The organism is Cohnella xylanilytica (assembly GCF_014212175.1).
Lineage (GTDB): Bacteria > Bacillota > Bacilli > Paenibacillales > Paenibacillaceae > Cohnella > Cohnella xylanilytica.
Genome location: NZ_JACJVR010000112.1, coordinates 1 through 13,267, shown reverse-complemented (window position 1 = coordinate 13,267; position 13,267 = coordinate 1). Strand labels below are relative to the sequence as shown.

The window sequence follows — 13,267 nt, the reverse complement described above, 5'->3', positions numbered from 1 at the left end:
CGCCGTTCAGAACGTCCGGTAGATGTCCTCCAGCGGCAGCTCCGCGCAGGCCGTCGTCTCGTCCGCCGCCCCGTAATACATGCGGACCGTCCGGCCCCGAAGCAGCGCTCCGCACGAGAAGACGACTCCGCCGAAGAAGCCGTTCGCTTCGTACTCCGCCTCCGGCTCCAGAATCGGAACCCGCGAGCGGGCCAGCACCTTGCCGGGGTCGCGCTTGTCGAGCAGCACCGCTCCCATGCAGTAGCGGTCCGTCGAATCCGCGCCGTGGTACAATTCGAGCCAGCCCTCGCCGGTCTCGATCGGCACCGCTCCGCCCCCCATGCGGACCCCGTCCCAGCTGCCCGGGCGCAAGCCCATCAGGTGGCGATGGTTGCCCCAGTGGATCAGGTCCGGCGATTCGGCGATCCACATCTCCGGCGCGCCGATCGCCCTCGGGACGGGCCGGTGAAGCATGTAATACTTGCCGCCGATCGTGCCCGGGAAGATCGCGGCGTCCTTGTTCTCGGGAGGCAGCACGACCGGGAGCCTCTCGAACGCGGCGAAGTCCTCGGTAACGGCGAGCCGGACCGCGACTCCCTTCGAGGAGACGGCGCTGTACGTAATATAATAGCGGTCCCCGATCGGAGTGACGCGGGGATCCTCGATCCCCCACGCTTCGGCGGCGTCCGCGGGGAACATCGCCGGGCGGTCCTCCACCCGGAAGCGGACGCCGTCCCGGCTCCTGGCTACCCGCAAGTGCGAGATGGAGGTCAGGTATACGAAGCTGCCCAGCTTCTTCACGACCCGGGGATCGGTATAATCGTATTCGGCGTCGGACAGCGGCAGATGCCGGATCTCGAGGCTGCCGTCCCGTTCGTTCAGCACGGGAACGGCCAACTGATCGTCCGGCGACTCGATCGGCATCTCGGCCACCCTCAGGAGAAGGATCGTCTCCTCCCCGAGCTGCGCCACCCCCGCGTTGAACGCTCCGACCACCTTGAAGTCCGGCCGGCTCGGCGGCACGTCGTCGATGCGGATCAGCGGATTCTCCGCGAATCGGACAATCGTCATTTCAGGCTCAACCTCCTTCTGACATCGTTTACCCGTTAAGGCTTCCCCTGCCGCGGACCCCGTCCCTCCATATCTATGATGCGGAAGCGGACGCTATTATAGCCAAGTGGCGGCGGCTTCCTGCGCGCCGCGCGCAATCGGGTCATGCGAGCGTCTCCATCTCGATGACGATCTTGCCGCGCAGCCGGCGCCCTTCGCTTCTCTCGTGGGCGAGATAGGCGTCCCGCAGCGGATAGACCGAATCGAGGACGACCCGCAGCCGGCCGGCGTCGAACTCGGCCGCCAGCCGAGCGAGAGCGTCCGTCGAGATCGGCGGCATGAGAACTTCCCCGACCGCGACGGATCGCGCCGCCGCCTTGTCCGGCGAATAGACGCCGAACGCGACCGGGACGAGCCTTCCGCCGGGCTTCACGGCCGCGAGCAGCCGGTCTCCGTCCGGCCCGCCCACGGCGTCCAGCGCCAGATCGGCCCGCCACGGCGACCGGTCGACCGGGACCTCCGTGTAGTCGAGAAACTCGACGGCGCCGAGCTCCCGGAGCCAAGCTTCATTCCTTCCCGACGCGACGGCGACCACCTTCGCTCCCGCCCGCTTGGCGATCTGCACGGCGAAGTGGCCGACGCCCCCGGCCGCCCCGTTGACGAGCACCGTCTCTCCCGGGCGAAGAGCTCCCTGCTCGAGCAGCGCCCGCCATGCGGTGAAGGCCGACATCGGCACGGCGGCGGCTTCGGCATGGCTGAGCGACTTCGGCTTGCAGGCCGCCTGAGCCGCCGGGATGACGGCGTATTCCGCGTGGCCGCCTCCGCTCGCCGTCATGCCGTACACCTCTTCCCCTTCCCGGAATCCGGCCGCCCCTTCGCCGGCCTGCTCCACGACGCCCGAGATGTCCCATCCCGGCACATAGGGAAGGGCGAACCGGTCTCCCGCCAGGCCGGAACGGATCTGCCAGTCGCCCGGGTTGACGCTCGACGCGCGAACGCGGACGAGCAGCTCGCCCGCCGCGGGCGACGGGCGGGGAACCCGCTCGTATCGGAGCACCTCGGGTCCTCCGCGTTCATGGTAGCGGATCGCCATCATCGGATTGGCGGCCGGGTCGGCGATAGGATCGGCGGTATGTTCAACAATATGAGCGGCGGTACGATCGACCTCTCTTCGTTCTATCTTCACTGTAGTTCTCTCCCTCTCTCTTGCCTTCTGTTGAGCGATCTCCCGCCCCCGAATATAATGGTAGACAACGGCCCGAGCCCGCTCAATCGGCAATCGGCCGTCCGCATCGGGTATCCGACATTCCGGCCGGATTGTCGGGAAGAAGGAGGCCTTCGGGTATGGAAGCGGCAGCGTGCGGCAAGAACGGCAAGAGCGACAAGAGCCAGGACAGGCGGGCGCGCCGGTCGTACCGGCTGCTCAAGCAATCGTTCCTCGAATTGATGCGGGAGAAGGGCTTCCCGGCCATCACGATCCAGGACATCGCCGACCGGGCGGACGTGAACCGGGGGACGTTCTATGCGCATTTTCCGGATAAATACGCGCTTCTCGAGGAAGCCCTGCGGGATAAATTCCGCCATCGGCTGGCGGCTACGCTTCCCGAGGACGCGGGGTGGGAGCGCGGCCCCCTGCGGATTCTCGTCCAGACCGTGCTGGAGCATTACCGGGAGATGAGCGGCCGGTGCCATCCGACGGACGTCGTCGGCCCGATGCTCGAGCGCGCCGTGCAGGAGGATCTGTACGCGCTGCTGCTGGATTGGATCGAGAGAAGCCGGGCGAACGCGGTTGCGGACGCGCCTCCGTATTCGTCCGAGACGCTGGCGCTCATGGCGAGCTGGGCGATCTACGGAGCGGCCGTCGACTGGAGCCGGGGCAATCGCCGGCTGTCCGCCGAACGGATGGCCGATGAGGTCATGGCCGTTCTCCTGGCGGGAACGGGCCGGCTCGCTTCGGAGGGGTGAATCCAAGGTTGTCCGTTGCGCCGGTACGGGGAAGGGGCGGATCCTGCGCGCGGATCTTCGGTACGGGGATGGGGCGGATCGTGTGGTTCTTCCGTACGGGGATGAGGCGGATCCTGCTTGCGGATCTTTATAGGGGACCGGATACGGTGTCGAGAAGGAGCCGGGGGCGCTAACGAATCGAGGAGACGCTATTTCGCTGAAAATCGTGGATTTTCGGTTCTAACGAATCGTATAAACGCTATTTCGTGCTGCAAGCCCGTTTTTCCCCCGAGTTGCCTTAAATAAGATCGCTGGAGTTCGTTAGAATTCCGAAATGGGCTTCTGACGGCTAAATAGCGACTCCTGAGTTCGTTGCACAACGGGGTCCCTGAACCGTAGCCCTGCAACGCGGATTGCAACCCTGAACTTGACTTCCTTCCGAACCCCCGCATTCCGAGAAGTCTGTTAACGGAGCGGTCTTAAGCAGCAAAAAACGGGAGCCCCCTTCCGGAGTGCTCCCGTCCCTCGCCAAGCCGTCTGGCTGCCGCGCCCGATTATTGTTCCTGCGGCCGCTTCTTCTGAAGCGACTTCCATACGGTCTTGTTCCCGTACTGCTTCTCCGCCCCGATATCCCTTCCGAACCAGGAGGGCGGCACGAACGAATTCGCTTCCTCTTCCGAGCCGAATTCGACCTCGACGACCGTCAGCTCCAGCTGGTCGTAAATATCGATCTCCACGACGAGCCCTTCCCACTCGGCGGTAATCCGGTTCTTCGTCAGCGGGATCGCGTCGAACGCCCGGAACACCTGCTCGTAGAGGCTCTCCGAGATCGAATACTCGACCTCCTCGCGGGCCATGCCGGAGCCCCGCTTGAAGGTATGGGTGTACTCCACCCCGCCATCGGCCAAGTCCGTGATCCTCCGTATGCGCAGTTCCTGCGTGTCGTCCATCGCCAAGTACGTCTGCTCGATTCGCTGCTCCGACCGGATCTTCAGCTTGCCCGAGCCGATCACCGAATCCAGCGGTTCGCTTAATAGAAACTTCCGTTCGATCTCCAATGCCATCTGCGCTCGTTCTCCTCTGCCGGGGTACCGGTCGACTTTAATAGAGCCTATTGTACCCAAACCGTCCAGTTACGGCAACTTCAGCAGTTCGGCTCCGATAAGGTCCGTCGTTACCCTGCCCACTCCCGGACGGTAATTCGAGAGAACGACGACGCCGTGCGGCCGGTCCTGACGGAAGCCCATGAAGCTGCTGAAGCCGTGCGTTCCTCCGTTATGCCAGACGAACTTCCCGGTCCGGTGGACGATCCAGCCGAGCCCGACGCCGGCCCTGTCGTTCATCTCGTGATGGACCCGGTGGCAGAGCGCGAGGGGATCGGCGGGATCTCGGCTAGCGGCCATATGGACCGAGAGGAAGCGGAACAAGTCGTTCACGGTCGAACGCAGCGCCCCCGCCCCTTCGAAGTCCTTCATGACGAGGTCCGGCTGCCGCGTCTCGTTGCCCAACAGCCCCGAATAGCCGGGCACCGCCCTTCCGCGCTGCTCCGAAGCGAGAGCGATCCCCGTGTCCTTCATTCCGTACGGCCCGGCGATCCGTTCCCGGACGGCGCCCTCGTAATCCGTCCCGAGCTGACGCGCCGCTATTCGCCCCAGCAATCCCATCCCCGCGTTCGAATAGCGGAACTTCTTCCCCGCCCGCTCCGGTCCCTTCCGGCGGAGATAGGCCAGCGCCTCCTCCACGCTGAACAGGCAGAACGGATCGCGGTACGTCTTCCGGTCGAAGCGGTTGAGCAGCCTCTTCGCCAAGCTCGCGGTCGGCAATCCCGACGTGTGCGTCGCCAGATGCCGGAGTTTGACGGGATGATCGGCCGGCAGGGCGGACTCGTATCGGCCGACCGGGTCGTCCAGCCGAACCTTCCCCTCCGCCAGCAGACCGGCGAGCAGCGTCGTCGTGAACACCTTCGTGATCGAGCCGATCTCGTAGATCAGCTCCCCGTAACCGGCTCCGCCGTAAGGGGACAAGTCGCCGAAGCCGAACACCCGCTTCTCGTCGCCGCGCAGGATTCCGATGGCGACGACGGCATGCCGCCTCGGTTCCAGATAAGGCTTCGCGAGCCTCTCGATCGTTTCTTCCAGCTCCAGTGAAGCGCCGGCATTCGTCTCTTGTTGAAGCATAGTCATCGTCGGTAGCTCCCCCTTCGTTCCCGCGAGATCCGCGGGCCGCATTCCTTCCCGCCTCTGACGCGCCTGCTCTGAATACGTTCAAGAAGGCGATAAGGTCGCGGTACCGGAGGAACGAACAACGCCGGCGCTGTCGCGCGCCGGCGTCCGTGTCTCTATCTTTTGGAAATATAACTGTGAGTGGCCCGATTCCGTTCCTTCATCAATCTCTCTTGCTCGAACACGCGGACGATATCGGATTGAATTCTGGAGGAGCACTTCACGCACAGCTTGCCCGAGCGGGTCGGCTCTCCGCACAGATCGCACGAATCCGCGAGATTCGGATAATCGTACAGCTTGATCTTGCCCTTCCGGATCCAGCCGCGAATCCTCTCGGCCGGAATGGACGTGATCTCGGCGACCTGCTCGTTGTTCAGGAACCGGTTGCGCCGCAATTGCCGCTCGATCGCTTCGATCTGCGCGTCCTCGACGGCCGAGCAATCGGGGCACTGCTTCCGGCTATTCTCCTGATACAAGCTTCCGCAGCCCGGGCATTGAGCCACCCTTAGTCCTAACGACATATGAACTCCCCCGATCCATAGTTCCTATGAACCGATAATATCACGAGTCCAGGTAATTATCACCACTATTTTAAGAGAAACGCCGATATTTTTTGATTTTATTAGGACTTTGTACTCTCGCGGAATCGGGACTTCTATCACCCTTCGGAAAAGGAGGAGGGATGGGGAAGCCGGTCTATTTTTTTCCAGCTTGAGGTTGTCTTAGAGAGGGTCTGTCCAGAACTCGACTTATAGACCGAAACTATATCATTTATTTAGTCTATGTATTTCAGCTATAAAAACTTCCGCTCTATAATGAGCTCAAAGGGGGACTGCGGCATGGAAAACCATCAGGCGGCGAGCAGGGCGAAGCTGTCGGGCAAATTAACGAATGCTCTCGACGCGAGGACGCTGGCGTCTTCGAATCCGGGCCTTGCGGAGGTCGTGCGGGCCGGAATGGCGGTGCTGGACGTCGGCTGCGGAACGGGAGCGATCACCAGAGGCATCGCGGAGGCGGTCGGAACGCAAGGAAGCGCGGTCGGCTTCGACAACGATCCCGCCTTGATCGCGCGAGCCCGTTCGGCGCACGACGGCGTTCCCGGCTTGGCGTTCGAGGTCGGGGACGTCTATTCGTTGCCTTACGAGGAGAGGTTCGATATCGCGGCCGGCTCGCGACTGTTCGTCTGGCTGGCCGATCCGCTGCGGGCGCTTCTGCGCATGAGAGCGGCCGTGCGTGTCGGGGGCCTCGTCGTCGTAACGGACTACAATCACGAGAAGATCCGCTGGGAGCCGGAGCCGCCCGCCAGCATGCGGGAATTTTATTCCGCCTACCTCGCCTGGCGCGCCGACGCGGGCTTCGACAACGCGATCGCGGATCGCCTGCCGGAGCTGCTTCGCCAAGCCGGCCTCGAGCGCGTCCGGACGACGCCCCGGCACGAGACGGCCGTACGCAGCGAACCCGGCTTCGAGGCGCGAATCGCGCTGTGGGCGGACACGGCTTCCAGCCGGGGAGCCCGGATGGCGCAGGACGGCTATATCTCGAAGGCGCGATGCGAGCAGGCCGAGAACGAGTACCGGGAATGGATCCGGCGCGATGCCCGGTCCATGACGATGTACATGCTGACCGCGGAAGGCGTTAGGACTTCGTAAGGCCGGCTCATTCGTTAGACCAGCTCATTGGTTAGGTCAGCTCATTGCTTAGGCCAGCTCATTCGTAGCGATAGCTGCTCTCTTCCGCGATGCTCTGGATGTCGTCTTGCCCGATGGAGATGTACCGATACCCTTCGGACGCGTTCTTGCGAAGGGCGGTCTCCTTGAAGAACTTCGGGCTTCCTTCTCCGGAATCCTCGTCGTAGACGAGCAGGATGCCGTCGGTCTTGCGGAAGAGCAGCTCGTCGCGGGCCTTGAACTGCCAAGGCCCGCTGTAGGGCTGCTTGCTGACGGCTCCGTAGTAATCCACTTTTTTCAACAGGTCGTGGTAGTATTCCTTCCGGTCGTCCTTCCACTTCTCCTCCGGATTGCTGTAAGCGGTCAGGATCGAGAGCTTCAGATGGGGGTACGTCGTCTTGAGCTCGATCGCCGTCTCGCACGCCCACAGATCGACCCCGAACTGGCCGGGGGTGATCACCCATTCGAGTCCTTCCTCGATCAAGGGGACCAGCTTGGCCGCGATCGCTCTCTTGATATATTCGATGCCCTTGTGCTTCCGGTCAAAAATGCCGAGTTCATGGGCGCGGTAGCCCGTCACGAGAAGAGTCTTCATGCTTCTAGCATACCGCGAATCCGGCTTCGAATCTAGCTTCTCCGGTTAGCGAAGGCCGCGGGCGTATTCGCGCGGGGTGACGCCGACGATCCGCTTGAAGTGGCGATGCAGATGACTCTGGTCGCTGAAGCCGAGAGCCGCCGCGACTTCCTGAATAGGCAGCCCCGCCTCCAGATGCGCTTGCGCCCGGCGAATCCGCTCGCGGATCACGTATTGATGAGGGGCGAGCCCCGTCGCCTCCCGGAACAAGCGAACGAGGTGAGAGGCGCTGACGTGCGCGGCCGCCGCCAGCTTCTCCAGGGAGATATCCTGGCCGAGATGCGCGTGCACGTATTGAAGGGCTCCGTCCAGCTGACGGCGCGCGAGTCGGGACGGGCCCGCCTTCCGGCGCTCGGGACGCTCGGAGGCGACGCCGTATCGGTGCAGCAGGTGGACGGCGAGCATTCTCGCGAGCGAATCGGCATACAGCTTCCCGCCTAGGCCGCCTTGATTCAGATCCTCGTACAGCCACTGCACGATCTGGGAGACGCGGTCGTCGCGCAGCCGGATGCGCCGGCTTAAGTCGACGGCCCCGCCTCCGGCCTGCGGAAGCTCCAGCTCGGCGGCGACCCGGTCCGTCAAGGCGGGAGACAGGTCCAGGCGGATGAAGCTGAGGTTCTCTTCCCAGCGGCAGAACGACAGATCCCCCGCCGAGAACAGGTTGATGTCGCCCGGCCGCGCCACTCCGTCCCCCCGGTAGCCGTCCGCCCGCTCGAAGACGCGGACCGGCCCCGGCGTCCGGTGAAGGACAAGCAGATGGCGGTTCAGCTCCGGCTCGAACGCCTCCTGCGGAGATACGCCTTCCCAACCGGACAGCTTCAAGTCCGTCCATCCCATCGACTCGCTGGTCGCGATCGGAGTATCCGGCATCCCTTCTCCCTCCTCGGCTCGTTTTTCGCTCTATCCATATTCCCCTATTGTATCTCACTCCGGCGCATCGGACCAATTCCACGGGTTCCCGAATGATCGGAACGTCCAAATTCGCGATTCGATCGTACAAGATTGCCCGCGCCCACCGCGTCTATACTTGAACCATAAGAGAGAAGGAGGATGAGCAAAACATGATCTATTCCCGATTGGGCCATTCCGGATTAATCGTATCGAAGCTGGCTTTCGGAGCCATGACCTTCGGCTCGGGCAACTTCCCGACCGTCTACAAGGTCGGCCGGGACGAAGCGCAGCAGCTGGTCGACCGGGCCCTCGACGCCGGGGTCAACTTCTTCGACACGGCGGACGCTTACGCCGACGGGCAGAGCGAGGAGATGCTCGGACGGCTGCTCGGCGCCCGCCGGAAGGAGACGATCGTCGCGACCAAAGCCGGCAACCGGATGGGGCCCGGCGTCACGCAGGCGGGTCTGTCCCGCAAGCATCTGTTCGACGCGTGCGAAGCCAGCCTGGCCCGGCTGAACACCGATTACATCGATCTCTACATCGTGCACAAGACGGATCCGTTCACTCCGCTCGAGGAGACGCTCGAAGCGCTGAACGATCTCGTCCGCTCGGGCAAAGTCCGCTACATCGGCTATTCCAACTGGCCGGCGTGGATGGCCGCCCAGGCGGTCCAGCTGCAGCGCGAACGCGGATGGGCGGCCTTCGTCAACGGGCAGATGTACTACTCGCTTATCGGCCGGGACCTGGAGCACGAGACGATTCCGTTCATGGAAGCGAACGGAGTGGGGCTGACGGTCTGGAGTCCTCTCGCCGGCGGCTTCCTGAGCGGGAAGTACACCCGCGACAATCTAAGCGACCCGAACAATCGGCTCAGCGGCTTCGACTTCCTGCCGCACGACAAGGAATGGGGATTCTCGGCGCTCGAGACCGTTCGGGATATCGCGGGCCGATACGGCGCCTCCCCCGCGCAAGTGTCGCTCGCCTGGCTGCTCGCGAAGCCCGTCGTCTCCAGCGTTCTGATCGGCTCCAGCCGTCTGTCGCAGTTGGATGACAACCTGGCGGCGGCGGAGCTGAAGCTGGACGCGGAGGATCTGGCCCGGTTGGACGCCTTGACGAGACCGGCGCCGCTGTATCCGAACTGGTTCGCGGAGGCGACTCTCGATCCGATTGCGGCGAAGGCTCTGGGCCGGTAACGGCAGTCGAGAGTTGAACGGCGGACGAGGCTGGAACGGCGAACAACCCGGCATTGGCCATGGCCAATGCCGGGTTGTCTCGTATCGGTACCTTTTCCTACGCCCGAACTTGAACCGCGATCGTCTCGCTGGCCGTTGCGCCCGCTTCGTTGACCAGCTCGCACCGATACCGGTATTCGCCCGGAGCCCGGCCCGAGATCGCCGTCTCGGCGCGTTGGGCCGCCGGCGTGGCGGCGGTGAGCGTCTGCGTGTCGATCAGCTTGTCGTTCTCGTACAGGCGGTATTCCGTGGCGTTCGTTCCCCACCACAGGTTCATCGACACCTTGTAGCTGCCGTCTCCGTCCCAATTGTCGTGCGCCAGGACCGGCTTGCCGGGGTTGGCGTCGGCGACGGTAACCGTAAGCGGGCTGCACGCCGTCGTACCGTATACGTTGGACAGCTCGCACGTGTAGACGTACGTTCCGTTAGCCTTGCCCGCAATCTCGAAGGAAGCCTTCTGGGCGGCCGGAGAAGCGTCCTTCAGCGGCTTCGTTCCGACCAGGACGCCGTTCTCGTACAGCTTGACCTCCGTTCCGTTGTTCCCCCACCACAGGTTCATCGTGACGGTATAGCTCCCGTCGCGCAGCCCCGTGTCCCAACCGTTATCGTCCGACAGGACCGGCTTGCCCGGCGCTCCGGCAGCCAGCGGACGAACGACCTCGATCGCGAGCGGAGCGGAGGTGACCGTCGTTCCGTTCAGCGTCACGGTCGCGGTCGCTTGAGCGCCGCCTTCCTTCAGAGCGCGCAGCGTCCCGTCGGCGCCGATCTCCGCTACGGCCGGATCGGAGCTCGCGAACTGCACGGCCGCCCCGCTCAGATCGGCCGGCGTTCCGTCGCTCAGCTTCGCCTCGACGCGCAGCTTCGTCTCGCCGCCGACCTTCAGCGTCGTCGAATCGGCGGACAGGGAAGCTTCCGACAGCACTTCGCCGCCGGAGACGAGCTGGAAGTCGCCGAGCCCTCTCGGCTTCAATTGGTAGACGCCCTTGAAAATCGCCGCCACGCCTTGGATATCGACGACGTCCCCTTCCTCGTACGGGAAGTTCGACAGAGTCACTCCGGTGCGGCCGTCGACGCGGATATGGTTCGAGACGGATCCCGAGATCGCGTCGAATTCGAACGAGCCGCTCGGGCTCGCCGTCACGATGTTCGCGATCTTGGCACCCGAGATGCCGACGAGGCGTCCTTGATTCGAGTCGTCCACGGCGGCGACCGGCTCGGCGGCCGGGAGCGGGGACGTTCCCGTTTTCTCGATGGAGGCGACTTCGGCCAATTCCAGCTCGGCGTTATAGACGGCCAGGGACGCGGTGATCTTCACCTTATCCCCTTGATGGAAGCCGGATTGGCTCTGAAAAACGTAAATGCCGCCGCTGTCGTCCTGGAGATAAAACGACTGTCCTCCGAAGATCCCCGGCTCCGTCGTGACGACGCCTTCGACCGTTACCTTCGTTCCTTCCGCCTTGGCGCGGGCTTCCGCGATCGGGACGAGCGCCGGCTTCGGATCTCCCGGCTCCGGAAGCGGCTCCGCGGGCACGTTCGCGAGGGTAACCGTCTGCGTCAGCAGGTTGCTGCCGTTCTGGCGAAGCCGCAGGTTGGCGCTTCCGCTCGTTCCCGGCTTGATCTGCACGGTGAGGTCCTTGTACGCGTAGCCGTTGGCGTCCGCGGTCAGGCTGTACGCCGTGCTGTAGCCGTACGAGGCCGGCCAGGTTCCGTCGGCGTTCCGGAACTTGGCGACCTGCGTGCCGCCCGTCAGGTAGATGCCCGTGCTGAAGCCGGACAAGGTCGAATTCGGCTGCAGGTTGCGCGCTTCGACGCGAATCTGGAACTCGGCGGCGTTCGGCAGCTGGCTCTGGTGGACGAACCCGTACTCGGGATCGTACTCGATCGTGGGGCCGCCGAAGGAGCCGGCCCGGAACGTCGAGCGGTCGTACCACTTGTAGCCGGCGTTCGGCGGAGCCCAAGGCTCCGGCTTCGGCTCGGTCGAAGCCGCCGGCTGTTCGAACGCATGCAGCGCCGTCGGCTGGTCGAGCGCAAGTCCCGGCACTTGGTCGAAGCTCGTATAGCTCTCGGGAGTCGACAGCCATTCGATGAGGTTCACGAGCAGAACGCCGTCGTCCTGTTCCTTGAAGCCGTCGTAGGTCGTCTTCTTGGCGCCCGTGTCTTCGCGAAGATACTTGGGGCTGGCGTCCTCGACGGGGGAAGAATCCCCGATGAACGCCGCCTTGCCGAGGCCCAGCTTGGAGACGGCGACGTACGGCCCTTCCGCGACGCCCCCGCCGTTGTAGACGCCCTGATCCACCGCGTTCGCCCACGCATCGCTCGTCTGCGGCAAGTAGACGATGCCCTTGGCCTTCGTCGGATCGACGATCGCCAGCGTCGAGCCCGCGTGCATCGCGACGCCGTCCACGCCTTCCGTGATGCCGAACGCTTGGCTCGGCTCGACGATGTTGTTCGCCGTAATGTCGCCGAGCGCGTTGTAGCGGAAGCGGATGCCGAAGTTCGTCGCGAGCCAGTCGGAGCTGGCCACGTCCTGCATGGCGGCGGAAGCCGCTTCTTCGGCGTCCATCCCCTTCGCCGGGTTGTCCCACGCGCCGCGGCGGAAGCCGTTGATGCTCTCGGAGCCGTCCCAACGGTTCTTGTTGCGGTCCGCGTTGTAGTGGTCACCGATGAAGAAGATGCTGCCGCCTTCTTCTACGTATTGCTCCATCGCGGCTTGCTCGCTCTGCTTAAACGGAATGTTCGGCTCCGCGACGACGAAGACGTCGTACGGCTCCAGATCGGCGAACGTGAACGGCGTCGTCTTGCGCAGCTCCTTCACGTAGTAGCCGTCGTTGGCCAGCGCGTTGCCGAAGTCGGAGAAGCCGCCGTCGATGACCCAGTCGGCCGCTCCCGCCGTCTGCGCGTGCGTGTTGTCGAACAGCACCTTCTTGCCGGCGTTCTCGTTCGTCACCTTGGCTTCGATGAACGGAGCCGGGTCGGTCGGCCCTTCCGCCCTCGCCGCCGGCGCGAGCCCTCCGAGCCCTCCGATTCCGACCTGAGCCGGAATCAGGATGGAGAGCGCGAGCGCCAGCTTCAACGAGACGTCTCTGACTTTCGGGAATCTAGCAGTCTTCATCATGTTCCTCCTTTAATTTCATGAATGCTGCGACTTCCTCTTCAGTCTATCACCGGACTTTTACGAGAATGGTAGAAAAATGTAAGAGAAATATAAAAAAAAGCGCGGGCATGGCTGCCCGCCGGTTTGGCGAATGGCGAATTTTCGCTATTGGGGGCGTCGCGGCGCGTCTTCGGGCTCTGAATGGCGAATTTTTCGCCATTGGGGTGCGTCGCGGCGCGTCTTCGGGCTCTGAATGCCGAATTTTTCGGTATTGGGAGGACTCGCGGCGAGTCTTCAGGCTCTGAATACCGAATTTTTCGGTATTGGGATGACTCGCGGCGCGTCTTGGGGCTCTGAATACCGAATTTTTCGGTATTGGGACGACTCGCGGCGCGTCTTCGGGCTCTGAATGCCGAATTTTTCGGTATTGGGACGACTCGCGGCGCGTCTTCGGGCTCTGAATACCGAATTTTTCGGTATTGGGACGACTCGCGGCGCATCTTCGGGCTCTGAATACCGAATTTTTCGGTATTGCTATTAAGCCCCCTAATTAG

The 13,267-nt window shown here is 63.5% G+C and carries 12 protein-coding genes; 3 read left to right on the top strand and 9 right to left on the bottom strand.

The window, feature by feature from the left end:
• Positions 1 to 6 precede the first annotated feature (6 nt).
• Positions 7 to 1,050: a glycoside hydrolase family 130 protein gene (locus tag H7B90_RS27415; RefSeq protein ID WP_185139091.1), complete on the bottom strand. Its 1,044-nt coding sequence runs from the start codon at positions 1,048 to 1,050 to the stop codon at positions 7 to 9.
• Positions 1,051 to 1,192: 142 nt separating this feature from the next.
• Complete coding sequence (locus H7B90_RS27410; protein WP_221482194.1) at positions 1,193 to 2,215, bottom strand: NADP-dependent oxidoreductase; 1,023 nt, start codon at positions 2,213 to 2,215, stop codon at positions 1,193 to 1,195.
• 158 nt (positions 2,216 to 2,373) lie between these two features.
• On the opposite strand from H7B90_RS27410, the gene H7B90_RS27405 reads away from it, so the two are divergent.
• Entirely contained in the window at positions 2,374 to 2,994 is a 621-nt protein-coding gene (locus tag H7B90_RS27405; RefSeq protein ID WP_185139090.1) for a TetR/AcrR family transcriptional regulator, read from the top strand.
• A gap of 533 nt (positions 2,995 to 3,527) precedes the next feature.
• Here the strand turns inward: H7B90_RS27405 and H7B90_RS27400 are convergent.
• The 3 genes from H7B90_RS27400 to H7B90_RS27390 form a co-directional block, all read right to left on the bottom strand.
• Complete coding sequence (locus H7B90_RS27400; RefSeq protein WP_185139089.1) at positions 3,528 to 4,037, bottom strand: CYTH domain-containing protein; 510 nt, start codon at positions 4,035 to 4,037, stop codon at positions 3,528 to 3,530.
• Between the two features lie 69 nt (positions 4,038 to 4,106).
• Positions 4,107 to 5,156, bottom strand: coding sequence for a serine hydrolase domain-containing protein (locus H7B90_RS27395; RefSeq protein WP_185139088.1), 1,050 nt, complete (start codon positions 5,154 to 5,156; stop codon positions 4,107 to 4,109).
• Positions 5,157 to 5,311: 155 nt separating this feature from the next.
• Positions 5,312 to 5,716 carry a hypothetical protein gene (locus H7B90_RS27390; RefSeq protein ID WP_185139087.1) on the bottom strand — a complete coding sequence of 135 codons (405 nt, stop codon included), beginning with the start codon at positions 5,714 to 5,716 and terminating at the stop codon, positions 5,312 to 5,314.
• A 318-nt stretch (positions 5,717 to 6,034) separates the two neighbouring features.
• Between H7B90_RS27390 and H7B90_RS27385 the strand changes: the two genes are divergently transcribed.
• The gene (locus tag H7B90_RS27385) at positions 6,035 to 6,844 is read left to right on the top strand and encodes a methyltransferase domain-containing protein (protein ID WP_185139086.1); all 810 of its coding nucleotides are present in this window, start codon (positions 6,035 to 6,037) and stop codon (positions 6,842 to 6,844) included.
• 58 nt (positions 6,845 to 6,902) lie between these two features.
• On the opposite strand, the gene H7B90_RS27380 is transcribed toward H7B90_RS27385, so the two are convergent.
• Positions 6,903 to 7,457 (bottom strand): SLOG family protein, encoded by a 555-nt coding sequence (locus H7B90_RS27380; RefSeq protein ID WP_185139085.1) that lies wholly within the window; start codon positions 7,455 to 7,457, stop codon positions 6,903 to 6,905.
• 45 nt (positions 7,458 to 7,502) lie between these two features.
• Entirely contained in the window at positions 7,503 to 8,366 is an 864-nt protein-coding gene (locus H7B90_RS27375) for a helix-turn-helix domain-containing protein (protein ID WP_185139084.1), read from the bottom strand.
• Positions 8,367 to 8,557: 191 nt separating this feature from the next.
• Here H7B90_RS27375 and H7B90_RS27370 point away from each other — a divergent pair, with 191 nt between their 5' ends.
• Positions 8,558 to 9,580, top strand: a complete 1,023-nt coding sequence (locus tag H7B90_RS27370) for an aldo/keto reductase (protein WP_185139083.1) — start codon at positions 8,558 to 8,560, stop codon at positions 9,578 to 9,580.
• Between the two features lie 97 nt (positions 9,581 to 9,677).
• Here the strand turns inward: H7B90_RS27370 and H7B90_RS27365 are convergent, their stop codons facing one another.
• On the bottom strand, positions 9,678 to 12,731 hold the full coding sequence (locus H7B90_RS27365; RefSeq protein ID WP_185139082.1) for a chitinase N-terminal domain-containing protein: 3,054 nt from the start codon (positions 12,729 to 12,731) through the stop codon (positions 9,678 to 9,680).
• Positions 12,732 to 12,772: 41 nt separating this feature from the next.
• On the bottom strand, positions 12,773 to 13,267 hold a 495-nt coding region (locus tag H7B90_RS32610), incomplete at its 5' end, for a hypothetical protein (protein WP_221482193.1).

Bases quoted from the DNA above. Each gene is read 5' to 3' on its own strand.
- H7B90_RS27375 (WP_185139084.1), bottom strand. From the start codon at position 8,366: ATGCCGGATACTCCGATCGCGACCAGCGAGTCGATGGGATGGACGGAC.
- H7B90_RS27365 (WP_185139082.1), bottom strand. From the start codon at position 12,731: ATGAAGACTGCTAGATTCCCGAAAGTCAGAGACGTCTCGTTGAAGCTG.
- H7B90_RS27385 (WP_185139086.1), top strand. From the start codon at position 6,035: ATGGAAAACCATCAGGCGGCGAGCAGGGCGAAGCTGTCGGGCAAATTA.
- H7B90_RS27405 (WP_185139090.1), top strand. From the start codon at position 2,374: ATGGAAGCGGCAGCGTGCGGCAAGAACGGCAAGAGCGACAAGAGCCAG.
- H7B90_RS27380 (WP_185139085.1), bottom strand. From the start codon at position 7,457: ATGAAGACTCTTCTCGTGACGGGCTACCGCGCCCATGAACTCGGCATT.
- H7B90_RS27415 (WP_185139091.1), bottom strand. From the start codon at position 1,050: ATGACGATTGTCCGATTCGCGGAGAATCCGCTGATCCGCATCGACGAC.
- H7B90_RS27370 (WP_185139083.1), top strand. From the start codon at position 8,558: ATGATCTATTCCCGATTGGGCCATTCCGGATTAATCGTATCGAAGCTG.
- H7B90_RS27395 (WP_185139088.1), bottom strand. From the start codon at position 5,156: ATGACTATGCTTCAACAAGAGACGAATGCCGGCGCTTCACTGGAGCTG.
- H7B90_RS27400 (WP_185139089.1), bottom strand. From the start codon at position 4,037: ATGGCATTGGAGATCGAACGGAAGTTTCTATTAAGCGAACCGCTGGAT.
- H7B90_RS27390 (WP_185139087.1), bottom strand. From the start codon at position 5,716: ATGTCGTTAGGACTAAGGGTGGCTCAATGCCCGGGCTGCGGAAGCTTG.